The organism is Streptomyces sp. Ru71, from assembly GCF_002920535.1.
GTDB lineage: Bacteria > Actinomycetota > Actinomycetes > Streptomycetales > Streptomycetaceae > Streptomyces.
Genome location: NZ_PQSS01000003.1, coordinates 223,132 through 247,174, shown reverse-complemented (window position 1 = coordinate 247,174; position 24,043 = coordinate 223,132). Strand labels below are relative to the sequence as shown.

The following is a 24,043-nucleotide window of genomic DNA, read 5'->3' as shown; positions in this document are numbered from 1 at the left end:
GAAAGCAAAGTGGCGTGTGGGACCCAGTAATTTACGTGGGTCTTATCTCGCGCCCCGCGCGCTCACCGTTCGAGGGGGACCCCCAAGTGACCACTCCGCCGTCCCACGGCCAGAACCCGTACGCCCAGACGCCTCCCCCGCCCGTGGGTCAGCAGGCCGGCCACCCCGGTGTCCCGCCGCAGGGCGCCCCGTACGCCCCGTTCCCGAACCAGGCCGGCCCCGGCGCCCCCGGCGCCCCGGTCCCGCCGCCCGCTCCGGCCGCGCCGGCGAAGAAGGGCGGGAAGAAGGTGCTGCGCATCATCGGCGGCATCGTCATCGCCGTCATCGTCGCCCTGCTGAAGTTCGGCGGCATCGCCGGCGTCAGCTGGTTCGCCAGCCGGGACGACGCGGAGACCACCTCGGTGGGCTCCTGCATGCACAACAAGGGCACCGACAGCGACCCCGACCTGGAAGAAGTCGACTGCTCTTCCGCGGACGCCCAGTACAAGGTCGTCCAGAAGCACAACTTCACGAGCGACCAGAACAAGTGCACCGACCCGTCCGCCCCGATCGCCTACTGGCAGTCCGGCGGCGGCCACGACGTCGTGCTGTGCATGTCCGAGGTCAAGAAGTAAGGCGCCTGACACTCAGCGCAGACGCAAAGGGGCGGTGTTTCACGTGAAACACCGCCCTTCGTCGTTCCCGGGGCCATGTTTCACGTGAAACATGGCCCCGTTCCACGACCTCAGCTCTGCTCGGCCCACCACTCCTTGAGCGCGGCCACCGCCTGGTCGGGCTCCATCGGTCCGTGCTCCAGGCGCAGCTCCAGCATGTGCTTGTAGGCCTTGCCGACCACCGGGCCGGGGCCGACACCCAGGATCTCCATGATCTGGTTGCCGTCGAGGTCCGGGCGGATCGCGTCCAGCTCCTCCTGCTCCTGCAGCTGGGCGATGCGCTCCTCCAGGCCGTCGTAGGCACGGGAGAGCGCGGCCGCCTTGCGCTTGTTGCGGGTGGTGCAGTCCGAGCGGGTCAGCTTGTGCAGGCGGTCCAGGAGGGAACCTGCGTCACGGACGTAGCGGCGAACCGCGGAGTCCGTCCACTCACCGGTGCCGTAACCGTGGAAGCGCAGGTGCAGCTCGACCAGCCGGGAAACGTCCTTCACCAGCTCGTTGGAGTACTTCAGCGCCGTCATGCGCTTCTTGGTCATCTTCGCGCCCACCACCTCGTGGTGGTGGAACGAGACCCGGCCGTCCTTCTCGAAGCGACGCGTCCTCGGCTTGCCGATGTCGTGCAGCAGCGCGGCCAGCCGCAGGGTGAGGTCGGGACCGTCCTCCTCCAGAGCGATCGCCTGCTCCAGCACGATCAGGGTGTGCTCGTAGACGTCCTTGTGCCGGTGGTGCTCGTCGCTCTCCAGCCGCAGCGCCGGCAGCTCGGGCAGGACGCGCTCGGCGAGCCCGGTCTCCACGAGCAGGGTCAGGCCCTTGCGCGGGTGGGCGGAGAGGATCAGCTTGTTCAGCTCGTCCCGCACCCGCTCCGCCGAGACGATCTCGATCCGGCCGGCCATCTCCGTCATCGCCGCGACGACCTCGTCGGCGACCTCGAAGTCGAGCTGGGCGGCGAAGCGCGCGGCCCGCATCATGCGCAGCGGATCGTCGGAGAAGGACGCCTCCGGGGTGCCCGGGGTGCGCAGCACCCGCGCGGCCAGGTCCACCAGACCGCCGTGCGGGTCGACGAACTCCTTCTCCGGCAGCGCGACGGCCATCGCGTTCACCGTGAAGTCGCGGCGGACCAGGTCCTCCTCGATGGAGTCGCCGTAGGACACCTCGGGCTTGCGGGAGGTGCGGTCGTAGGCCTCGGAGCGATAGGTGGTGATCTCGATCTGGTAGCCGGACTTCTGCGCACCCACCGTGCCGAAGGCGATGCCGACCTCCCAGACGGCGTCCGCCCAGGGCCGCACGATCTTCAGCACGTCCTCGGGCCGGGCGTCGGTCGTGAAGTCCAGGTCGTTGCCGAGCCGGCCGAGCAGCGCGTCCCGTACCGAGCCGCCGACCAGGGCGAGCGAGAACCCGGCCTGCTGGAAGCGACGGGCGAGATCGTCGGCGACGGGGGCCACCCGCAGCAGTTCGCTCACCGCGCGCTGCTGCACCTGGCTCAGGGCAGTAGGAGTGTCTTCGTTGGCGTTCGGCACAACAGAAGAGGGTACGTGCACCGGGGCACCAGGGGCGCCTGCGCGGGATCAGGCGCCTGGGCCGGCCGCGGGACCAGCTGCCCGGGCCAGGCGCGGGATCAGCTGCCCGGCGTATGGAAGCGCTCCTCTTTATAAGGAACCATGTCGGGATCTGCGCAGAACCCGAACCGCACGCCTGATCTTGTGGCGCAGACCGCGGCACTTCCACTCAGCGCGCATCGTTACCATGCGTGGACGCACATTCCGAGACCACTGACGACGACGAGGGACGGGCGAGCGCGTGGCCGAGGCGGCAGACATCCAGGGGACGAGTCCCTCTCCTGCCCGCCGCTGGCTGCGGCGCACCGCCGCCCTGCTCATGGGAGCACCCCTGCTGGCCGGGCTGATGCAGGTGCCCGCGGCACCACACGCCCAGGCGGCGGCGGACGCGGCGCCCGCCGCATCCGGCTCACGCACGGTCTCCGTGGCCGTGGACTCGCTCACACCCAGCGTCCCCTCCGACGGCGACACCCTGACCGTCTCCGGCACCGTGACGAACAACGGCCGGCAGGCGGTCACGGACGCCCATGTGGGCCTGCGGGTCGGACCGGAGCTGTCCACCCGGTCCGAGATCGAGGCCGCCGCCGAGCGCACCGGATACACGCCCGGCGCCGACGGCTCGGAGATCGGCGGCTCCTACGTCGCCAAGTTCGCCAAGCTCACCCCTGGGGTCGCCGAGCACTTCAGCATCTCCGTCCCGGTGGACAAGCTGGACCTCGGTGGCGACGGCGTCTACCAACTCGGGGTCTCGCTGTCCGGGCAGACGTCCGCGCAGCAGTGGGAGCAGGTGCTGGGCATCCAGCGGACCTTCCTGCCGTGGCAGCCCGACGAGGCGGACACCAAGACCAAGACGACGGTTCTGTGGCCGCTGATGTCGCCGGTGCGGATGACGGCGGAGACGAGTCCCGGTGAGCAGCAGACACCGGTCTTCCTCGACGACGACCTGGCCAAGGAGATCGCCCCGGGCGGTCGCCTGGAGCAGATGGTGGCGCTGGGCAAGAACCTCGACGTGACCTGGGTGATCGACCCCGACCTGCTGGCGTCCGTCGACGCCATGACGGGCAGCTACAAGGTCCGCGGTAACGGCGACACCCCCACCACCGGCCGCAACCAGGCCCTCGCCAAGCAGTGGCTCGCCGAGTTGCAGCAGGCGGTGGCGGGCAAGGAGGTCGTGGCGCTGCCCTTCGGCGACCCGGACCTGGCCTCCCTCGCCCACAACGGCACCAGCGTGACCGGCTCGCTCAGCCAGCTCAAGGAGGCCACCGACGTCGCGGCGCTCACCGTGGAGACCGTGCTGCACGTCACGCCGACCACCGACTTCGCCTGGCCGGTGGCCGGCGCGGTCGACCCGTCGATCATGAAGGTGGCCACCTCGGCGGGCGCCGACAAGGTGATCGCGCGCAGCGACAGCCTGCGGGAGACCAGCGGGCTGCCCTACACGCCGTCCGCGGCCCGTCCCGTCGGCGGCGGCACCACGGCGGTGGTTGCCGACGCCCGGCTGTCCACCGGGTTCCAGGGCGATCTGACATCGGCGTCCGCCTCCTCGCTCGCGGTGCAGCAGTTCCTCGCGCAGAGCCTGGCGCTGAACCAGCAGTCCGACAAGGAACGCAGCATCGTCGTCGCCCCGCAGCGGATGCCGACCGCGAGCCAGGCGCAGGCGATGGCTGAGGCCGTGACCGCGCTGCAGGGCGGCACCTGGTCGCAGGCCCAGCAGCTGTCGGCCGCCGCCAAGGCCAAGCCCGATCCGGACGCCACCACGAGCATCCCCTCGGGGTCGGCGTACCCGTCGTCGCTGCGCCGCCAGGAACTGCCGCGCTCCGCCTTCGAGCAGATCGCGACCACGCAGGACAAGCTCGACAACTTCCAGGTGATCCTCACCGACACCTCGCGCGTCGCGACCCCCTTCGGGCGGGCCATGAACCGCGAGATGGCCACGTCGTGGCGCGGCCGGGCCGGCGAGGCGCGTACCTTCCGCCGGGGTGTGGAGGACTACCTCGACGCGCTCGCCCACCAGGTCAAGCTGATCGACAAGTCCGACACCAAGCTGTCCGGACGCAGTGCCACCATCCCGGTGACCGTGCAGAACAACCTGCTGCAGGGCGCCGACCACCTGGTGTTGCGGCTGACCTCGACCAACCCCACCCGTCTCAAGATCAACGGCGGGGCGTTCGACGAGAAGCCGATCGCGGTCTCCGGCGGGCACAGCCAGACGGTGAAGTTCACCACGTCCGCGAACGTCAACGGCCAGACCACGGTGATCGCCCAGCTGTTCACCGAGGACGGCCGCAAGTACGGCGCCCCCGTCTCCTTCGACGTGAAGGTCACCGAGGTCACCGCCACGGTGATGCTGGTCATCGGCGGCGGCGTGCTGCTGCTGGTGCTGGCCGGCTTCCGGATGTACACCCAGCGCAAGCGCGCCGCGGCGCGGACCGCCGAGGACGCCGGGAACGGCGGTGCCGGTGACGAGCCCGGCGAGACGGGCGCCGCCGAAGCGAACCCCGAAGGCCCTCGGGACCGTCTCATGGAAGAGTCGGCCACCCGCCCGGGGGCAGACGGTACGCAGCCGAGTGACCCGACGCCGGACACCGCAGCGGAAAACACCGACCCGTCCGGGACGGGTGAGAGAGTGGACCGTTGAGGATGACGTGGCCGTGGGCCCGGGACGATGAGGTGGGGTAACCATGAACGCGCCGTACGACGGTGACCGCGGCCAGGCCGTGGGCAGCTCGGGCCGCCCCGAGGGCCCGCCGCCCGAGAACGGCCAGGTCCCGCCGCAGCACCCGGCGGACATGTACCTCCAGGACGCCTACGACCAGGACCCCTACCGCGGACAGGACCTCTCCGCCCAGGACCCGGTCGCCGAGGCGCTCTACGACCGTGCCGCGCACCCGCCGCCCCCGCCGGGCACCGTCCCGCCGCCGCAGCAGCTGTACGCGCAGCCGCCGCAGTCGCCGTACGCCCCGGACCCGCGCGTGTGGGCGCAGACGCCCGCCCCGGAGCCGGACGGCCCGACCCAGTACCTGCCCTACGGCGACGACCCCCGCACCACCCAGTACGTGGGCGTGGACGACCTGGTCACCCAGGCCGGTGAGGAGCGTCACGAGCCGGACGCCTTCGCTCATCTCTTCCGCGACCAGCAGCAGAGCGCCGGCCACCCGTCGTACGACCAGCAGCCGCCGTCCGTTCCCGGACCGGCGCCGGCGCCCGGCGCCGGACAGGAGCCCGCGGGCCCGCAGCAGGCGCCGCCCGCGCAGAGCGCCGAGCAGACGCTGTACCTGGGCCAGGCGCCCACCGCGCAGCCCGTCGCCGCGGACGCGGACCTGGCATCCGAGGCGGGGGCGGCACCGGCCGCACCGGCCGCTCCCGCCGCCGCGGCGAAGAAGGGCGGGCGGGCCTCCGGCCTGCTGAAGTCGAGTGCCGTGATGGCGGCGGGCACGATGGTCTCCCGCCTCACCGGCTTCATCCGTTCCGCGCTGATCGTCTCCGCGCTGGGCGTCGGTCTGCTCGGCGACACCTTCCAGGTCGCCTACCAGCTGCCGACGATGATCTACATCCTGACCGTCGGCGGCGGTCTGAACTCCGTCTTCGTGCCACAGCTGGTGCGCGCGATGAAGGAGGACGACGACGGCGGCGAGGCCTACGCCAACCGGCTGCTGACGCTGGTCATGGTGGCGCTGGGCCTGCTGACCGTGGCGGCGGTCTTCGCCGCGCCGCTGCTGGTGCGGCTGCTGTCCCCGTCCGTCGCCGGTGATCCGGCGGCCAATGACGTGGGCATCACCTTCGTCCACTACTTCGTGCCGTCCATCTTCTTCATGGGCATCCATGTCGTGATGGGCCAGGTGCTCAACGCACGCGGCAGGTTCGGCGCGATGATGTGGACCCCGGTCCTGAACAACATCGTCATCATCATCACGCTGGGCATGTTCATCTGGGTCTACGGCACCGCCGCGGACTCCGGCATGAAGGTGACCAACATCCCGCCGGAGGGCCAGCGCCTGCTCGGCATCGGCATCCTGCTGGGCCTCGTCGTCCAGGCCCTGGCGATGATCCCCTACCTGCGCGAGACCGGGTTCAAGCTGCGGCTGCGCTTCGACTGGCGGGGTCACGGCCTCGGCAAGGCCGTCACCCTGGCCAAGTGGACGTTCCTGTTCGTCCTCGCGAACCAGGCCGGGGCCATCGTCGTCACCAACCTCTCCACGGCCGCGGGCAAAGAGTCCCCGATCGACGGCACCGGCTTCGCCGCCTACGCCAACGCCCAGCTGATCTGGGGCCTGCCCCAGGCCATCATCACGGTGTCGCTGATGGCCGCCCTGCTGCCGCGCATCTCCCGCTCGGCGGCCGAGGACGACGCCGGCGCCGTCCGCGACGACATCTCGCAGGGCCTGCGCACGACCGCCGTCGCCATCGTGCCCATCGCCTTCGGCTTCCTCGCCCTCGGCATCCCGATGTGCACGCTGATCTTCGGCTCGTCGGGCACCAGCGAGGCCACCAACATGGGCTACATGCTGATGGCCTTCGGCCTCGGCCTGATCCCCTACTCGGTGCAGTACGTCGTCCTGCGCGCGTTCTACGCCTACGAGGACACCCGCACGCCCTTCTACAACACGGTCATCGTGGCCGCCGTCAACGCCGGCGCCTCGGCACTGTGCTACTTCCTGCTGCCGGCCCGCTGGGCGGTGATCGGCATGGCCGCCGCCTACGGCCTGGCCTACGCCATCGGCGTGGGCGTCGCCTGGTCCCGGCTGCGCAAGCGGCTGGGCGGCGACCTGGACGGGGCCCGCGTACTGCGCACCTACGCGCGGCTGTGCATCGCCTCGGTGCCGGCCGCGGCGCTCAGCGGCGCCGCCTGCTACGGCATCGGCCACACGCTCGGCCAGGGCGTGGGCGGCTCCTTCGCGGCCCTGATCGTCGGCGGGGCGGTCCTGCTCGGCATCTTCTACGTCGCCGCCCGCAGGATGCGTATCGAGGAACTGAACTCGCTCGTCGGCATGGTGCGCGGACGACTGGGCCGCTGAGAGGGGGTAGGCGCACAACCAACGGCCGCCACCGTGTGTCGTGCATAGCGGCGGACTGTGGGCACAATTGGTTTCGGCGTCGGACGGCGCGCTCGTCGTCGTACGGCGCGCAAGAGTTGGGGAGGCAGGAACGACGGTGGCGGAACGGAGCACGGCTGCCGTCGACGTGGCAGACAACAGCGGCGACAAGTCGCTGACCGCGGAGGCGGACCAGTCCACGGCCGACGGGGTGGCCCAGAACCGGGAGCGGGACACGGACAACGACGAGGCACAGGGGAGTGGCGGGACGGACGGTCCCGGAAAGGCCTCACCGCCCGAACTGCACAGCGGTCACAAACTCGCCAGACGCTACCGGCTTGAGGAGTGCGTCACCCGTCTGGACGGATTCAGCAGCTGGCGTGCGGTCGACGAGAAACTGCGCCGCGCCGTCGGCATCCATGTCCTGCCGGCCGACCACGCCCGGGCCCGGTCCGTGCTGGCCGCGGCCCGCTCGTCCGCCCTGCTCGGCGACCCCCGCTTCGTGCAGGTCCTGGACGCCGTCGAGGAGAACGACCTCGTCTACGTCGTCCACGAATGGCTGCCCGACGCCACCGAACTGACCACCCTGCTGTCCGGCGGCCCGCTGGAGCCGCACGACGCCTACCAGATGGTCAGCCAGATCGCCGCCGCCATGGCCGCCGCCCACCGCGAGGGCCTCGCCCATCTGCGCCTGAACCCCAACGCCGTGCTGCGCACCTCCACCGGTCAGTGGCGCATCCGCGGCCTCGCCGTGAACGCCGCGCTGCGCGGGATCAGCTCCGACACCCCGCAGCGCACCGACACCGAGGCGATCGGCGCGCTGCTGTACGCGGCGCTCACCCAGCGCTGGCCGTACGAGAACGACGCCTACGGCCTGTCCGGGCTGCCCAAGGACCTCGGTCTGATCCCGCCCGACCAGGTGCGGGCCGGCGTCCACCGTGGCCTGTCCGAGCTCGCGATGCGTGCGCTCGCCAACGACGGCGCCACCGCCTCCCGGCACGAGGCGCCGTGCACCACCCCGGAGGAGCTGGTCAAGGCGATCGGCGAGATGCCCCGCATCCGCCCGCCGGAGCCTGCGTTCACCGCGCCGCCCGAGTACCAGCGCACGACGTACCAGCAGGGCTCCTACGGCCGCCCGGCGCCGCACCCCGGCGTCACCCAGCCGGTGCCCTCCCCGCCGCCTCCGCTGCAGAGCCGCACCGGCAAGGCGCTGAAGTGGGCGGTGTCCGCCCTGCTGATCGCGGCGCTCGGGCTCGGCAGCTGGCAGCTCGCGGACGCCCTGATGGACCGGGGCGGCACGTCCGACGAGACGAACCAGACCCAGACCACGGACGGCAACGGCAAGGGCAGCGAGCAGACGAAGCCGGCCAAGCCGATCGCCGTGAAGCACGCCCAGGAGTACGTGGCGGAGGGATCCCCCCAGGCTCCCGAGGACGTGGACAACACCTACGACAGCGACAGCTCCACCTACTGGCGCACCAAGCGCTACAACGAAGGGCCCACCCTCGCTCCGTACAAGCCGGGCGTCGGCATCGTCTACGACCTCGGCTCGGCGCAGGAGGTCCAGTCCGCGTCGATAGCGCTCCGGTACGCCGGTGACCACACGACCGTCCATCTGTACGCCACCGACTCCCTGACGCCGTCCACGTCGGTCGACGGCATGAAGGAGATCGGCACCGCCACCACGAGCGGCACCTCGCTCACCGTGAAGGCGTCCAAGACGGTGAAGACGCAGTACGTCCTGTTGTGGATCACCGCGGTGCCCAGCGCGCCCTCGGACGGATACAGCAGCGCGGGCTGGAAGCAGGCCATCACCGACGTGGTCTTCAAGGGCTGACATCTCACCGAGGGGGAGGGGGTCAGATGGCGGAGGGCAGTGGATTCGACGGTGTGAGCGATCAGGAGCTGCTCGCCCGCCATGTGAAGGGGGACCCCGACGCCTTCGGTGAGCTCGTGCGGCGCCACCGGGACCGGTTGTGGGCGGTGGCCCTGCGCACGCTCGGGGACCGTGAGGAGGCCGCCGACGCGGTCCAGGACGCCCTTGTGTCCGCCTACCGCGCCGCCCACACCTTCCGGGGACAGTCGGCGGTCACGACCTGGCTGCACCGGATCACCGTGAACGCCTGTCTCGACCGCGCCCGCAAGGCCGCCTCCCGCAAGACGTCGCCGGTCGACGACACCGAGCGGCTGGAGCAGCTGCTGGAGCCCCACGAATCGGCCTCGGCCCCCGCGGAGCGCAACGATCTGCACCGGCAGCTGCTGGAGGCGCTCGGCACCCTCCCGGCCGACCAGCGGGCCGCCCTCGTGCTCGTGGACATGCAGGGCTACCCCGTCGCCGAGGCGGCCCGCATCCTCGACGTGCCGACGGGAACCGTGAAGAGCCGCTGCGCCCGGGGCAGGGCCAGACTGGTTCCCCTCCTCACCCATCTGCGGCCGGAAAACAACTCCGACAGCGGAAAACCGGACGCGGGACGGAACCGGGTGCACGGGACATCCGTCCCACCGGCAGCGGAACCCGACGACCCGGGTTCCGGTGAGGCAGGACCGAGCGACTCAGCTGCTGTGAAGGGCGGAGGTGGGCGAGCGTGACATCCACGACGGACATGGCCGGGCACCCGGATGTCGCCGAGATCTCCGACCTCGCCGAGGGACTGCTCCCACCGACACGGACCACGGACGTACGGCGCCATCTCGGCTCCTGTGAGCTGTGCGCGGACGTCTATGCGTCGCTGGAGGAGATCCGTGGACTGCTCGGCACGCTGCCGGGCCCTCCCCGGATGCCGGCCGACGTGGCGGGACGCATCGACGCCGCCCTCGCGGCCGAGGCCCTGCTGAACGCCACCGCTCCGGACCAGCCCTCCGAAGCCCCGGCCGCCTCCTCGGCCGGCGATCACGGCACGCAGGCTCCCCACGAAGGGGCGCACGTTTCACGTGAAACAGCGCCCGCCACCGAACGCCACGCCACCGAACGCCCCACCGCGGACCGCCCCGCCAACGAGCACCCCACCGCGGACCGCCCCACCACCAGTCGCCCCAGCGGCCACGCCCGCCCCGCCACGACCGGGCCGGGTCGCAAGCGGTCCGCTCGCCGCAGCCGCCGTACGCTCGCGGCCATCGGCGCCGCCTGCGCCGCCGCGGCCGTGGGGCTCGGTGCTCTCCTGGTGTCCTCGCTGACCGGCGGCACCTCGGGCACGACCGCACAGCAGCATCAGTCCACCGCCTCGGACACCTTCTCCGAGGCGAGGCTGCCGCAGCAGGTCGACCGGCTCCTCGCTCAGCAGCTCAAGTCGGACGACGGCTCACGCACCCCGCACAGCTTCGGGGCCGACTCCAGGACCGGCACCGAGGGGCCCAGGGTGTTCCGCTCGCAGGCCACGGTCCCCGACTGCGTCCGCCAGGGGATCGGGCGCGACGACGCGGCCCTGGCCACCGAGGACGGCGTCTTCGAGGGCAAGGACACACTGCTCGTCGTACTGCCCGGCGCCTCCGACAGCCGACGGGTCGACGCCTATCTCATGGACGCCACCTGCGTGGCACACCCGTCGGCGGGCACCGCCAAGGTGCTGCTGAAGAAGTCGTACACGCGTCCCTGAGTCCGGCGTCGCCGTGTGCCCGGACACGGTGGGAATGCGCGCCCCTTAGGATCCGTTGGGTGGGGTGAGAGTTCTGAAAGGGGCTCCACCGGCCGTACGACGCAGTCCAGAGACGAGGAATCAAGCCGTGAGCGACGTCCGTAACGTGATCATCATCGGCTCCGGGCCCGCCGGCTACACGGCGGCGCTCTACACCGCGCGCGCGTCGCTGAAGCCCCTGGTGTTCGAGGGCGCCGTCACCGCCGGCGGTGCGCTGATGAACACCACCGAGGTGGAGAACTTCCCCGGCTTCCGCGACGGCATCATGGGCCCCGAGCTCATGGACAACATGCGCGCCCAGGCCGAGCGCTTCGGTGCCGAGCTGATCCCCGACGACGTCGTCTCCGTCGACCTGACCGGCGAGATCAAGACCGTCACCGACACCGCGGGCACGGTCCACCAGGCCAAGGCCGTGATCATCACCACCGGCTCCCAGCACCGCAAGCTGGGCCTGCCGAACGAGGACGCGCTCTCCGGCCGCGGTGTCTCGTGGTGCGCCACCTGCGACGGCTTCTTCTTCAAGGACCAGGACATCGCCGTGATCGGCGGCGGTGACACCGCGATGGAGGAGGCCACCTTCCTCTCGCGGTTCGCCAAGTCCGTGACCATCGTCCACCGCCGCGACACCCTGCGTGCCTCCAAGGCCATGCAGGAGCGCGCCTTCGCCGACCCGAAGATCAAGTTCGTCTGGGACAGCGAGGTGGCCGAGATCCAGGGCGACCAGAAGCTGTCCGGCCTGAAGCTGCGCAACGTCAAGACCGGCGAGCTCTCCGACCTGCCGGTGACCGGTCTGTTCATCGCGATCGGCCACGACCCGCGCACCGAGCTGTTCAAGGGCCAGCTGGACCTGGACGAGGAGGGCTACCTGAAGGTCGCCTCCCCCTCCACCCGGACGAACCTCACCGGTGTCTTCGGCGCCGGTGACGTGGTCGACCACACGTACCGCCAGGCGATCACCGCGGCCGGCACCGGCTGCTCCGCCGCCCTGGACGCCGAGCGCTTCCTCGCCGCTCTTGCCGACAACGAGCAGCAGGCCGAGCCCGAGAAGACCTCCGTCTGATCGCTCTGTCTGACCCCTTCCGCCCCACGCACCAACCCGATTAAGGAGAGCCCCGCCGTGGCCGACCTGAAGAACGTGACCGACGACTCCTTCGAGCAGGACGTCCTCAAGAGCGACAAGCCCGTCCTGGTGGACTTCTGGGCCGCCTGGTGCGGTCCGTGCCGTCAGATCGCCCCGTCGCTGGAGGCGATCGCGGCCGAGTACGGCGACAAGATCGAGGTCGTCAAGCTCAACATCGACGAGAACCCGGGTACGGCCGCCAAGTACGGCGTCATGTCCATCCCGACGCTGAACGTCTACCAGGGTGGCGAGGTCGCCAAGACGATCGTCGGCGCCAAGCCGAAGGCCGCGATCGTGCGCGACCTTGAGGACTTCATCGGCTGACGTTTCACGTGAAACATGAAAGGGGCCGGCCCGTATGGGCCGGCCCCTTTCACATCCTCAGAGGATCGCATCCTCAGAACATCACAGCGGCCGCAGCGCCGGCTCCTTCTGCACCGCGCCCAACAACCGGTCCAGCGCCAGCTCCACGTCCTCCTTCCAGGACAGCGTGGAGCGCAGCTCCAGCCGCAGCCGCGGATGCGCCGGATGCTGGCGGACCGTCTTGAAGCCCACGGCCAGCAGATGGTCCGCGGGCAGCAGACAGGCCGGCTCCTTCCAGCGCGCGTCCCCGAACGCCTCGATGGCCTTGAACCCACGGCGCAGCAGATCCTTCGCCACCGTCTGGACCATCACCCGGCCCAATCCCTGCCCCTGGTAGCCCGGCAGGATGAAGCCGGTGATCAGCTGCACGGCGTCCGGCGAGACGGGGCTCGTCGGAAAGGCCGTCGAGCGGGGCACATACGCGGGCGGCGCGTAGAGCACATAGCCCACGGGGTTGTCGTCGACATAGACGACGCGACCGCAGGAGCCCCAGTCCAGCAGGACCGCGGAGATCCAGGCTTCCTTCTCCAGGGCCGGTGTCCCCGCCTTTACCGCGGCTTCGCCACTGACGGGATCGAGCTCCCAGAAGACACACGAGCGACAGCGCTTGGGAAGGTCCTGAAGGTTGTCCAGCGTGAGCGGTACGAGCCGACGCCCCATGAAGGCTGTTCCTCGCTTCCTTCGCCCGCGGCGTCGCGGGCGGCTGTCAGAGCACTTCGTTCCCTGAGCAGGCTGCCGACGAAGCCGCCGACCGCGCCCAGGCCCAGTCCCGCGCTCACCAGTCCGGTCCGGCTCATCGTTCGCACGGCTCCCCGCCTCCCACTGAAACGTGCCTGCCAGGTGGATGCGCCATACCCCAACGCATCGTATCCACGATGCGATTCCCTCGATACCGGCAGAAAGCAAAGAGCGAGCCGTGTTCCGGTACACACCGGACACGGCCCGCTCAAGGCCGGCGATCAGTCGTCGGACTGCTCCTCGCCGTCGTCCTGAAGGCTCCGCTGCAGGACCGGTCCCTCGCCCGGGGCGAGCGTGCCGAGGATCCGTTCGAGATCCTCGACGGAGGCGAACTCGACAGTGATCTTGCCCTTCTTCTGCCCGAGGTCCACCTTCACCCGCGTCTCGAAGCGGTCCGACAGCCGGGTCGCCAGGTCGGACAGCGCGGGGGAGAGCCGACCGCCGGCCCGCGGGCCCTTGGCGCGCTGAGCCTTCTGCGGCCGCGACCCCATGAGGGTCACGATCTCCTCCACCGACCGCACCGAAAGCCCCTCGGCCACGATCCGGTGGGCCAGCCGGTCCTGCTCCTCGGAGTCCTCGACACCGAGCAGCGCCCGGGCATGCCCGGCGGAGAGCACACCCGCGGCCACCAGGTTCTGCACCTTGGGCGAGAGCTTCAGCAGCCGCAGGGTGTTGGAGACCTGAGGGCGGGACCGGCCGATGCGGTCCGCCAGCTGGTCGTGCGTGCAGTTGAAGTCCTTCAGCAGCTGGTCGTAGGCGGCGGCCTCTTCCAGCGGGTTCAGCTGAGCCCGGTGCAGGTTCTCCAACAGCGCGTCCAGGAGGAGCTTCTCGTCCTCCGTGGCCCGCACGATCGCCGGGATGGCCTCCAGACCCGCCTCGCGGCAGGCCCGCCAACGCCGCTCACCCATGATGAGTTCGTACTGGGCCGAGCCCACCTGCCGTACGACGACCGGCTGGAGGAGGCCGACCTCCTTGATGGAGGTCACGAGCTCCGCCAGCGCGTCCTCGTCGAAGACGGTACGCGGCTGCTGGGGGTTCGGCCTGATGGCGTCGAGGGGGATCTCCGCGAAGTGGGCCCCGACAGGAGCCACCGGCGTCTCCACCGCATCGGTCGCCGGCTCGGTTTCACGTGAAACAGGCGGCGGCAGCGTGGCCACCTTGGCCGCGGCCACTCCGCGGTCGCTCGTCAGCAGCGGAACCGCTGCGGGGGAGGTGGACGCCGAACCTCCCAGCGCTGTGGCGGCCGGCGTCTTCTCGGTCGGGGCAGCAGGGATCAGTGCGCCTAGTCCACGGCCCAGCCCCCTTCGTCGCTCGCTCACTGAATCCCCTCCACCATGTTCGGATTGCTCTGTGCGCCGATGTGGGCGTGCGCAGCCTCATAGCTGACGCCGACGCCCCTCAGCGCGATCTCTCGTGCCGCCTCAAGATAGGACAGGGCACCGCTCGACCCCGGATCGTAGGTCAGAACCGTCTGCCCGTAGCTCGGTGCCTCGGAGATACGGACCGAGCGGGGAATGCTCGTCCGCAGCACCTCGTCACCGAAGTGGGTGCGCACCTCTTCGGCGACCTGGGACGCCAGGCGCGTCCGGCCGTCGTACATGGTGAGCAGGATGGTCGACACATGCAGCGTGGGGTTGAGGTGGCCCCGCACCAGGTCGACGTTGCGCAGCAGTTGGCCCAGGCCCTCCAGCGCGTAGTACTCGCACTGAATGGGGATCAGGACCTCCTGGCCCGCGACGAGCGCGTTCACCGTCAGCAGGCCCAGCGAGGGCGGGCAGTCGATGAGGATGTAGTCCAGCGGCTGCTCGTACGCCTGGATCGCCCGCTGGAGCCGGCTCTCTCGCGCCACCAGGGACACCAGCTCGATCTCGGCACCGGCCAGATCGATGGTGGCCGGGGCGCAGAAGAGGCCCTCGACATCGGGGACCGGCTGCACGACCTCGGCGAGCGGCCTGCTGTCGACCAACACGTCGTAGATGGAAGGGACTTCCGCGTGATGGTCGATGCCCAGCGCGGTGGAAGCGTTGCCCTGCGGATCGAGGTCGATCACCAGCACTCGGCCGCCGTGGAGAGCCAGCGAGGCGGCAAGGTTGACGGTCGTCGTCGTCTTGCCGACGCCGCCCTTCTGGTTGGCGACCACGATCACACGGGTCTGCTCGGGTCGCGGCAGACCTTCGCCGGCGCGGCCAAGAGCCTCTACCGCCAGTTGGGCAGCACGACCGATCGGAGTGTCGTCCATGGGGGGCGGTGTTTCACGTGAAACATCCTCCCCCAACGACTCAGTACGGGGACCGGGGACCGGATCGGTCATCGGTCCCGCGATGTTGGCGTCGGACCGCAAGGATTCACTCTCCTCGACTTCAGGCTCGCAATGAACAGAGCCTCGCATGCCTTCGGGGTCGTGAACCAGTGAGGTCTGGTCTTCTGTGGAGAAATCCACCTCTGTGGACAACTCCGTTCCCTCATCGAGTGAACCGAGGGGCTTACGGTCGCGGGGTTCGGCCGCAGCGCGGCCCCGACTGATGATGCCGTGCAGCAGTGAGCGACGTTTCACGTGAAACACGATGCACAGCGCCTGGGGCCGAACCGCCGCGACACTCCGTCATGCGTAGGCCGGGCAGCTTGTGTGGAGTACGCCTGGCCGTCAGAAGCGATCAGCGCCGCCGACGTGCCCGACCCGTCCGCGCGGCCTTGGCCCTCTTCGCCGCGAACCGCACCCCGCCGGGGCTCTCCCCCACCTCGACGCGCACCACGGTCGACAGGGGATCCACCACGCCCTCACCGACCTGGAGGATCGACGTCTCCACCGCACCCAGCTTGCTCAGTGCGGTGGCTGCCGCCTTCAGCTCCTCCTCCGCGGTGTCGCCCTTGAGCGCGAGCATCTCGCCGTAGGGACGCAGCAGAGGGATGCCCCAGGTGGCGAGCCGGTCCAGCGGTGCGACCGCACGGGCCGTGACCACATGGACGGGCGGCAGCTTGCCCATGACCTCCTCGGCGCGGCCGCGCACGACGGTGACATGGTCGAGCCCGAGCAGTTCCACGACCTCGGTGAGGAAGGTGGTGCGCCGCAGCAGCGGCTCCAGCAGCGTGATCTTGATGTCGTCCCGGACGAGCGCCAGCGGGATACCGGGCAGCCCCGCTCCGGAGCCGACGTCGCACACGGTCACGCCCTCGGGCACGACCTCCGAGAGCACGGCACAGTTCAGCAGGTGCCGCTCCCACAGACGCGGCACCTCCCGGGGACCGATGAGCCCTCGCCGCACACCGGCCTCGGCCAGGAGCTCGGCGTATCGGACCGCATCCGTGAAGCGATCACCGAATACGTCGCGCGCCTGCTCGGGCGCAGGGGGGAGCTCCGCTGCCTCCGTCACGGGGACCGTCCTTCCGTACCGCATCAGCGCCACCGCGCCGACCACCAGAACTACAGGCTGACAAAGATCGGCCCCGTCTGCGCACCAGACGGGGCCGGAGTGACGTACGTATCGACGTCAGTTGGGCAGGACGACGACGAAGCGCTGCGGCTCCTCGCCCTCGGACTCGCTGCGCAGGCCCGCGGCCTTCACCGCGTCGTGGACGACCTTCCGCTCGAACGGGGTCATCGGCTTGAGCCGCTTGGCCTCACCGCTGCTCCGGACCTCGGCTGCGGCCTTGGCGCCCAGCTCGGACAGCTCGGAGCGCTTCTTGGCGCGGTAGCCGGCGATGTCCAGCATCAGCCGGCTGCGGTCGCCGGTCTCCCGGTGCACGGCCAGCCGCGTCAGCTCCTGCAGCGCCTCAAGCACCTCGCCGTCCCGGCCGACCAGCTTCTGCAGGTCGCGGCTGCCCGTGTCGCTGATGATCGACACGGAGGCCCGGTCGCCCTCGACATCCATGTCGATGTCGCCGTCGAGGTCGGCGATGTCCAGCAGACCCTCAAGGTAGTCCGCCGCGATCTCGCCCTCCTGCTCCAGGCGGGTCAGGGTGTCTGCACCCTCGGCAGCGGCGGAGGTGGTGCCTTCCGTCACGGGATGGGCTCCTTCTTACTTCTTGGACGGGGACTTGGGCCGCTGCGGACCCTTGCGCTGGCCGGACTGGGCCTTGCTGCGGGTGCCGGAGCCCGGCTTCGAGGCGGCCTTCTTGGCGGCGCCGGCGGGCTTGGCGTCCTCCGGCTGGTCGGACTTGCTCAGCGACGTCGAGCCGGAAGGGCCCGCGGAGTCGGTGGCGTCGGAGGAAGCGTCGCTCGACGACTCACCGGCCGCCTTCGCCGCGCCGGACTGGCGCTGGGCCTTGGACTGGCGCTTGGGCTGCTGACGCTTGGGCGCACCGGTCGTGCTGGTGGGCGTGCCGTCCTCGGTCAGAGTGGCCGTCTGGCTCTCGCCGCGGATCACCGTGCCGTCGGCCTGGGCGGCCAGGCCGACCTTGTTCAGGCCGTTGATGAACTTGCGCTCGAACTCGTTGCGGTCGCGGCCCTTGGCGACGATGGCCTTGATGATGACCTTGTCCCGGCGACGGCCGACCTTGCCGTGGTGCGTGACGTGCTTGTACAGGCGCTCCAGGTAGGCGGCCTGGGCCTTGGAACCCGGGGTCGGGTTGTTGTGGATGACGTACATCTGCTGGCCCATGGTCCACACGTTGGTGGTCAGCCAGTAGACGAGGACACCGACCGGGAAGTTGATGCCGAAGACGGCGAACATGACCGGGAAGACGTACATCAGCATCTTCTGCTGCTGCATGAACGGCGTCTTCACCGTGGTGTCGACGTTCTTCGTCATCAGCTGTCGCTGCGTGTAGAACTGCGAGAACGACATCAGGACGATCATGATCGCGGTGACGACCCGGACGTCGGTCAGCGTGGCGCCGAGCGCCGCGACCTTCTCCTCGCTGTCCATGAACTTCGCGGCGAGCGGGGCCCCGAAGATGTGCGCCTTACGGGCGCTTTCGAGCAGCTGATCGTCGATGACGCCGATCGTCTTGCCCGTCGCGATGCCGTTGAGCACGTGGTACAGGGCGAAGAAGAACGGCGACTGGGCGAGGATGGGAAGGCACGAGGAGAGCGGGTTGGTACCCGTCTCCTTGTACAGCTTCATCATCTCTTCGGACTGACGCTGCCGGTCGTTCTTGTAGCGCTCCTGGATCTTCTTCATCTCCGGCTGGAGCGTCTGCATCGCGCGCGTCGCCTTGATCTGCTTCACGAAGAGCGGGATCAGGCAGATGCGGATCAGGATCACCAGGGACACGATGGACAGGCCCCAGGCCCACCCGGTGTCAGGCCCGAAGATCGCCCCGTACACCTTGTGGAACTGGACGATGACCCAGGAGACGGGCCAGGTGATGAAACTGAAGAGGCTGGCAATCGTGTCCACTAATCATGCTCCTTGGGCATGGGGCGAGGTCTCTGCGGCCGGGCTCGAAGGGATCTCCCCGTCGGTGGCCGGTTCGGCGGCGGAAGGCCCGCCCCTGCGTGCACGCCAGGCGTCACGCAGCATTTCGTGCCACCGCGGGCGCTTGCGCGGCGGAACATGGTCCACACCGCCTGGCGACCACGGATTGCACCGCAGGATGCGCCAGGCCGTGAGTGCCGTTCCCTTGATCGCACCGTGCCGGTCGATCGCCGTGTAGCCGTAGTGGGAGCACGACGGGTAGTACTTGCACACCGGCCCGAGCAGTGGACTGATCGTCCACTGGTAGAGCTTGATCAGGGCCAGCAGTGGGTACTTCATCGCGCGCCCCCTCCCAGCAGCCGCTGGAGAGCGGCGTCCAGGTCTCGGGCCAGCTGTGCATGGTCGGCGTCACCCGCACCGGGCAGCGCTCGTACGACTACCAGGCTACCGGGGGGCAGCAGGGTGACCCGGTCGCGCATCAGATGGCGAAGCCTGCGCTTCACCTTGTTGCGCACGACCGCGCCGCCGATGGCCTTGCTCACGACGAAACCCGCACGCGTCGGGGGAGCGCTCTCCCCTGGCGCGTGCGGGTCCGTGGCACCGCTGCGAAGATGGACGACGAGAAGCGGGCGGCCGGCCCGGCGGCCTCGTCGTACCGCGGTCGCGAAGTCCTCGCGCCGCCTCAGCCGGTTCTCGGTGGGCAGCACGACGTCATGACCTGATCGGGATCAGGCGGACAGGCGGGCGCGACCCTTGCTACGGCGGGACGCGAGAATCGCGCGGCCGGCACGGGTGCGCATACGCAGCCGGAAGCCGTGGGTCTTCGCGCGACGACGGTTGTTCGGCTGGAAGGTGCGCTTGCTCACTCGGGGGCTCCAGAAAGAAATCGGGGTTGGCGGGGTGCCGTCCTGGCTGTCACCGTGCGCCCACGAGTAGCTCGCGTTACGCCCGAGTGCACCGCTTTCCGATCACCGGTTCACCCCCAACTGGCGGGGACGTGATCTGTGCCCATCGGAGGCAGGCGGCAGCAGCCATCGACAACTCGACCTGGTTACGGTACGCGGGACTACGCCATCCGGTCAAACCGACGGTCACCGGGAGACACTTGTCCACAGCCTGGGGACAACAACTTGAACCGTACCCGCCGCGCTGACTACCGTGGCTGGACTCCGATTCGTTCCCTTGTCCCCTCAACCACCCGATTCACATCCCGACCCGTCCCCGAACCACACGTTCGAGGGACACCATGAGAGAGCGTGCCCTGTGGCTGACGTACCTGCCGATCTTGCCGCAGTGTGGCCACGCGTACTGGAGCAGCTCCTCGGCGAGGGACGCGGCCAGGGGGTCGAGGCCAAGGACGAGCACTGGATCCGGCGCACCCAGCCGCTGGCGCTGGTCGCCGACACGGCCCTGCTCGCCGTGCCGAACGAGTTCGCGAAGAACGTCCTGGAGGGCCGTCTCGCGCCGATCGTCAGCGAGACGCTGAGCCGCGAGTGCGGCCGGCCGATCCGGATCGCGATCACCGTCGACGACTCGGCGGGCGAGCCCCCGGCCCCCGCCGCGCCGCCCGCCCCGTCGCAGCCGCGCTACGAGGAGCCTCGTTACGAGGAACCGCGTTACGAGGAGCCCGAGCTGCCCGCCGCCCCGCAGTACGACCAGTACGAGGGGTACGGCCGGCACCGCGGGGAGTCCGGTGACCAGCTCCCCACCGCTCGGCCCGCCTACCCGTCCGAGTACCAGCGCCCGGAGCCCGGTGCCTGGCCGCGCGCCAACCAGGACGACTACGGCTGGCAGCAGCAGCGCCTCGGCTTCCCCGAGCGGGACCTGTACGCCTCGGGCGGCCCCTCGGGCAACGACCCGTACGCCTCCGGCGGACCCGCCGGCAAGGACCGGTACGGCTCGGGCGGGCCCGGCGGGAGCGACCCGTACGCCACGGGTGGGCCGGCGAAGGATCCGTACGCCTCGCCGTCGTCGGCGGACTACCGCCCGCCGGTGGACCGTCCGTCCTACGACCAGGCACGCGGTGACTACGAACCGTCACGCGGCGAGTACGACCCCCGCGACCCTCGTGATCCGCGCGATCCCCGTGATCCGCGCGAGCACCGGGATCCTCGCGACCACCGCGACTACGACCAGCGCGACGGCGGCCGCCGTGAGCTGCCCGAGCCGCCGGCCGGCTCCGGGCATGTGCACCGCGGCGGACCCGTCGGCCCGAACCTGCCCACCACCGGGGCGCCGGGCCCGCTGGCCGCGCAGCCCGCGCCGGCCTCCGGGCCCGGCGAGCCGACCGCGCGGCTGAACCCGAAGTACCTCTTCGACACGTTCGTCATCGGCGCCTCCAACCGCTTCGCGCACGCCGCCGCGGTGGCCGTGGCCGAGGCACCCGCGAAGGCGTACAACCCGCTGTTCATCTACGGCGAGTCCGGGCTCGGCAAGACGCATCTGCTGCACGCGATCGGGCACTACGCGCGCAGCCTCTACCCGGGCACGCGGGTGCGGTACGTGAGCTCGGAGGAGTTCACCAACGAGTTCATCAACTCCATCCGCGACGGCAAGGGCGACAGCTTCCGCAAGCGGTACCGCGAGATGGACATCCTGCTGGTCGACGACATCCAGTTCCTGGCGGACAAGGAGTCGACGCAGGAGGAGTTCTTCCACACCTTCAACACGCTCCACAACGCCAACAAGCAGATCGTGCTCTCCAGTGACCGGCCGCCCCGGCAGCTGGTGACGCTGGAGGACCGGCTGAGGAACCGTTTCGAGTGGGGCCTGACCACCGACGTGCAGCCGCCCGAGCTGGAGACGCGTATCGCGATCCTGCGCAAGAAGGCGGTGCAGGAGCAGCTGAACGCCCCGCCGGAGGTGCTGGAGTTCATCGCCTCGCGGATCTCGCGGAACATCCGTGAGCTGGAGGGCGCGCTGATCCGGGTGACGGCGTTCGCCTCGCTCAACCGGCAGCCGGTGGACCTGGGTCTGACGGAGATCGTGCTGAAGGACCTGATCCCCGGCGGCGAGGACTCGGCGCCCGAGATCACGTCGACGGCGATCATGAGCGCGACCGCCGACTACTTCGGCCTCACGGTCGAGGACCTGTGCGGCACCTCGCGCGGCCGCGCGCTGGTCACGGCCCGCCAGATCGCCATGTACCTGTGCCGTGAGCTGACGGACCTGTCGCTGCCGAAGATCGGTGCGCTGTTCGGCGGCCGGGACCACACGACGGTGATGCACGCGGACCGCAAGATCCGCAATCTGATGGCCGAGCGCCGCTCGATCTACAACCAGGTCACCGAGCTGACCAACCGCATCAAGGCCGGCTGAGGCACCGAGCCGGCCGTTCAGAGCGCGTCCGAGGGCGTCTCCGGGTTCTCCGGGGACGCCCTCCGGCGTTTACGGACCTCACAGCCGCCCCGGCCCCCGCGAAGGGCACCCCGGGCCGTCGGAACGGCGCCCCGGCAAGCCCTCCAGCCCGCGGAACGGCGCCTCCCGGACCCGCCATCACCCCGTCCCCAGGCCCCAGCCGGCCTCCGCTACCCATACGAAGACCCGTACCGGCCGGACAACGCCCCCCACCCGCCGTCGTACATCTGTCATCTCTTGTTCGATTAGATGCCGGGTTACGGCCTCTCTCCACAGATTCGGCGACTTTTTCGCGTCCACATCCTGGGGACTGCCGAGTTGTCCAGATCGTGTCCACAGGGAAGGCTGGGGGAACGGCATCGGCGCAGCTCAGGTGCCTGTGGATCCGTGGACGAAGAAGATCCACAGGGTGTGGACAACTCGGCGGTCCACACCCTGTGCACGAAGTTGTCCACGGGCAACCCACAGGCTGAGCCCGGTTGTCCCCAGCGATCGCCCGCTTCTCCACAAGTCTGTCCACTGTTCGGCAAGGCGACGCGCCTTCTCACCGCGTCGAGTGAAAGCCGTCACACGAAGCTGCCGGGTTGGGCTGTGGGAAACCCGGGTAAAACTGGGGACGCCGCTGGGGAGAACTCGCCTCAGCCTGTGCACGGTGTGTGCAGAACTTTCCGTTCTCCACAGAGGGCCCCGGTTGTCCACCGCCTCCACCCACAGGCCCCGTGGACAAAATTCCCGCTCTGAGCTGGGAAAACGAAGTTATCCACGGTATCCACAGGCCCTACTACTACCAACGACGATAGAGAGCGCGGAATTCGTTTCGAAGCGGGCCCTGTGCACAACTCGCTGTCGGTTGACCGACCGCCCCTCGTCACGACTTGACCCCGACAGGCACCTACTGTCAGTGCGGTGCGTCAGACTGGTCTCCGGTGTCCTTCCCCTCCCCGGGGCCGATGACACCGAGACGGACGACGAAGCGAAGCAGGGCGACAAGCGCCGGCAACAGCAGGAGGCGGCTTACGGTGAAGATCCGGGTGGAACGCGACGTACTCGCGGAGGCAGTGGCCTGGGCGGCACGCAGCCTCCCGGCCCGTCCGCCGGCGCCGGTCCTCGCCGGCCTGCTGCTGAAGGCCGAGGACGGCCAGCTGAGCCTGTCGAGCTTCGACTACGAGGTCTCCGCGCGCGTCAGCGTCGAGGCCGAGGTCGAGGAGGAGGGCACGGTCCTGGTCTCCGGCCGCCTGCTCGCCGACATCTCGCGTGCGCTGCCCAACCGGCCGGTGGAGATTTCCACAGACGGTGTACGGGCGACCGTGGTCTGTGGATCGTCCCGGTTCACCCTGCACACGCTGCCGGTGGAGGAGTACCCGGCGCTGCCGCAGATGCCGAACGCGACCGGCACCGTGCCCGGCGAGGTCTTCGCCGCCGCCGTCTCGCAGGTGGCCATCGCCGCCGGCCGTGACGACACGCTGCCCGTCCTCACCGGTGTGCGCATCGAGATCGAGGGCGACACGGTCACCCTGGCCTCCACCGACCGCTACCGCTTCGCGGTCCGCGAGTTCCTGTGGAAGCCGGAGAACCCGGACGCCTCCGCGGTCGCCCTGGTGCCCGCCAAGACGCTCCTGGACACCGCCAAGTCGCTCGGCGCGGGCGACAGCGTCACGCTGGCGCTGTCCGGCTCGGGCGCCGGTGAGGGCCTGATCGGTTTCGAGGGCGCCGGCCGCCGGACCACGACCCGTCTGCTCGAAGGCGACCTGCCGAAGTACCGCACGCTGTTCCCGACCGAGTTCAACTCCGTCGCCGTGATCGAGACCGCCCCGTTCGTCGAGGCCGTCAAGCGTGTGGCCCTGGTCGCCGAGCGCAACACCCCCGTGCGCCTCAGCTTCGAGCAGGGTGTGCTGATCCTGGAGGCCGGCTCCAGCGACGACGCACAGGCTGTGGAAAGGGTCGACGCCCAGCTGGAGGGCGACGACATCTCCATCGCCTTCAACCCGACCTTCCTGCTGGACGGCCTGAGCGCGATCGACTCCCCGGTGGCGCAGCTGTCGTTCACGACGTCCACCAAGCCCGCGCTGCTGAGCGGCAAGCCGGCCCTGGACGCCGAGGCGGACGACGCCTACAAGTACCTGATCATGCCGGTGCGCCTCAGCGGCTGACGGCAGAGCCCCAGGTGAAAGCCCCAGGTGAGGGCATACGTTTGAGCGCGTATGCCCACAGCTGTGCACGAGCGTCCGGGTTTAGGC

General features: G+C 69.9%; 20 protein-coding genes. 10 read left to right on the top strand and 10 right to left on the bottom strand.

The genetic code is table 11. The features are described from left to right. Positions 1–86 precede the first annotated feature (86 nt). The gene (locus tag C3489_RS03635; RefSeq protein ID WP_103779757.1) at positions 87–614 is read left to right on the top strand and encodes a hypothetical protein; all 528 of its coding nucleotides are present in this window, start codon (positions 87–89) and stop codon (positions 612–614) included. 110 nt (positions 615–724) lie between these two features. On the opposite strand, the gene C3489_RS03630 is transcribed toward C3489_RS03635, so the two are convergent. Continuing rightward, a complete protein-coding gene (locus C3489_RS03630; protein ID WP_103779755.1) occupies positions 725–2,167 on the bottom strand; it encodes a CCA tRNA nucleotidyltransferase in 1,443 nt (480 codons plus the stop codon). A 280-nt stretch (positions 2,168–2,447) separates the two neighbouring features. Here C3489_RS03630 and C3489_RS03625 point away from each other — a divergent pair, with 280 nt between their 5' ends. The 7 genes from C3489_RS03625 to trxA all read left to right on the top strand — a co-directional run bounded on the left by C3489_RS03625 (position 2,448) and on the right by trxA (position 12,315). Continuing rightward, positions 2,448–4,844 carry a DUF6049 family protein gene (locus tag C3489_RS03625; RefSeq protein ID WP_103779753.1) on the top strand — a complete coding sequence of 799 codons (2,397 nt, stop codon included), beginning with the start codon at positions 2,448–2,450 and terminating at the stop codon, positions 4,842–4,844. A gap of 43 nt (positions 4,845–4,887) precedes the next feature. Further along, entirely contained in the window at positions 4,888–7,221 is a 2,334-nt protein-coding gene (murJ, locus tag C3489_RS03620) for a murein biosynthesis integral membrane protein MurJ (protein WP_103779751.1), read from the top strand. 136 nt (positions 7,222–7,357) lie between these two features. Next, a complete protein-coding gene (locus tag C3489_RS03615) occupies positions 7,358–9,076 on the top strand; it encodes a protein kinase family protein (RefSeq protein WP_103779749.1) in 1,719 nt (572 codons plus the stop codon). Positions 9,077–9,102: 26 nt separating this feature from the next. Then, positions 9,103–9,828, top strand: a complete 726-nt coding sequence (gene sigM / locus C3489_RS03610) for an RNA polymerase sigma factor SigM (RefSeq protein WP_103779747.1) — start codon at positions 9,103–9,105, stop codon at positions 9,826–9,828. Continuing rightward, positions 9,825–10,832: an anti-sigma factor gene (locus C3489_RS03605; RefSeq protein WP_103779745.1), complete on the top strand. Its 1,008-nt coding sequence runs from the start codon at positions 9,825–9,827 to the stop codon at positions 10,830–10,832. Before sigM ends, C3489_RS03605 begins: the two co-directional genes overlap by 4 nt. Before the next feature lie 127 nt (positions 10,833–10,959). Further along, positions 10,960–11,931 carry a thioredoxin-disulfide reductase gene (trxB, locus tag C3489_RS03600; protein ID WP_103779743.1) on the top strand — a complete coding sequence of 324 codons (972 nt, stop codon included), beginning with the start codon at positions 10,960–10,962 and terminating at the stop codon, positions 11,929–11,931. 57 nt (positions 11,932–11,988) lie between these two features. Then, entirely contained in the window at positions 11,989–12,315 is a 327-nt protein-coding gene (gene trxA, locus C3489_RS03595) for a thioredoxin (protein WP_103779741.1), read from the top strand. Positions 12,316–12,396: 81 nt separating this feature from the next. Here the strand turns inward: trxA and C3489_RS03590 are convergent, their stop codons facing one another. The 9 genes from C3489_RS03590 to rpmH all read right to left on the bottom strand — a co-directional run bounded on the left by C3489_RS03590 (position 12,397) and on the right by rpmH (position 19,315). Beyond that, positions 12,397–13,014 carry a GNAT family N-acetyltransferase gene (locus C3489_RS03590; RefSeq protein ID WP_103779739.1) on the bottom strand — a complete coding sequence of 206 codons (618 nt, stop codon included), beginning with the start codon at positions 13,012–13,014 and terminating at the stop codon, positions 12,397–12,399. Between the two features lie 299 nt (positions 13,015–13,313). Further along, a complete protein-coding gene (locus C3489_RS03585) occupies positions 13,314–14,411 on the bottom strand; it encodes a ParB/RepB/Spo0J family partition protein (protein ID WP_103779737.1) in 1,098 nt (365 codons plus the stop codon). Continuing rightward, positions 14,408–15,481 carry an AAA family ATPase gene (locus C3489_RS03580; protein WP_103779822.1) on the bottom strand — a complete coding sequence of 358 codons (1,074 nt, stop codon included), beginning with the start codon at positions 15,479–15,481 and terminating at the stop codon, positions 14,408–14,410. Before C3489_RS03580 ends, C3489_RS03585 begins: the two co-directional genes overlap by 4 nt. A gap of 265 nt (positions 15,482–15,746) precedes the next feature. Further along, on the bottom strand, positions 15,747–16,463 hold the full coding sequence (gene rsmG, locus C3489_RS03575; RefSeq protein ID WP_103779735.1) for a 16S rRNA (guanine(527)-N(7))-methyltransferase RsmG: 717 nt from the start codon (positions 16,461–16,463) through the stop codon (positions 15,747–15,749). A 117-nt stretch (positions 16,464–16,580) separates the two neighbouring features. After that, complete coding sequence (locus C3489_RS03570) at positions 16,581–17,093, bottom strand: R3H domain-containing nucleic acid-binding protein (protein ID WP_103779733.1); 513 nt, start codon at positions 17,091–17,093, stop codon at positions 16,581–16,583. A gap of 15 nt (positions 17,094–17,108) precedes the next feature. Next, on the bottom strand, positions 17,109–18,431 hold the full coding sequence (gene yidC / locus C3489_RS03565; protein ID WP_103779731.1) for a membrane protein insertase YidC: 1,323 nt from the start codon (positions 18,429–18,431) through the stop codon (positions 17,109–17,111). A 3-nt stretch (positions 18,432–18,434) separates the two neighbouring features. Then, a complete protein-coding gene (yidD, locus tag C3489_RS03560; RefSeq protein ID WP_103779729.1) occupies positions 18,435–18,788 on the bottom strand; it encodes a membrane protein insertion efficiency factor YidD in 354 nt (117 codons plus the stop codon). Further along, entirely contained in the window at positions 18,785–19,156 is a 372-nt protein-coding gene (gene rnpA / locus C3489_RS03555; RefSeq protein WP_103779727.1) for a ribonuclease P protein component, read from the bottom strand. Before rnpA ends, yidD begins: the two co-directional genes overlap by 4 nt. Positions 19,157–19,177: 21 nt before the next feature. Next, entirely contained in the window at positions 19,178–19,315 is a 138-nt protein-coding gene (rpmH, locus tag C3489_RS03550; RefSeq protein WP_003956500.1) for a 50S ribosomal protein L34, read from the bottom strand. 397 nt (positions 19,316–19,712) lie between these two features. Between rpmH and dnaA the strand changes: the two genes are divergently transcribed. Both dnaA and dnaN read left to right on the top strand, forming a co-directional pair. Beyond that, positions 19,713–21,767, top strand: coding sequence for a chromosomal replication initiator protein DnaA (dnaA, locus tag C3489_RS03545; protein WP_103779725.1), 2,055 nt, complete (start codon positions 19,713–19,715; stop codon positions 21,765–21,767). Positions 21,768–22,825: 1,058 nt separating this feature from the next. Next, positions 22,826–23,956: a DNA polymerase III subunit beta gene (dnaN, locus tag C3489_RS03535; RefSeq protein ID WP_103779723.1), complete on the top strand. Its 1,131-nt coding sequence runs from the start codon at positions 22,826–22,828 to the stop codon at positions 23,954–23,956. Positions 23,957–24,043: the final 87 nt, after the last annotated feature.

Excerpts from the sequence above, each read along its gene's own strand:
- murJ (WP_103779751.1), top strand. The coding sequence starts at position 4,888 with ATGAACGCGCCGTACGACGGTGACCGCGGCCAGGCCGTGGGCAGCTCG.
- sigM (WP_103779747.1), top strand. The coding sequence starts at position 9,103 with ATGGCGGAGGGCAGTGGATTCGACGGTGTGAGCGATCAGGAGCTGCTC.
- C3489_RS03590 (WP_103779739.1), bottom strand. The coding sequence starts at position 13,014 with ATGGGGCGTCGGCTCGTACCGCTCACGCTGGACAACCTTCAGGACCTT.
- C3489_RS03580 (WP_103779822.1), bottom strand. The coding sequence starts at position 15,481 with ATGCGAGGCTCTGTTCATTGCGAGCCTGAAGTCGAGGAGAGTGAATCC.
- yidD (WP_103779729.1), bottom strand. The coding sequence starts at position 18,788 with ATGAAGTACCCACTGCTGGCCCTGATCAAGCTCTACCAGTGGACGATC.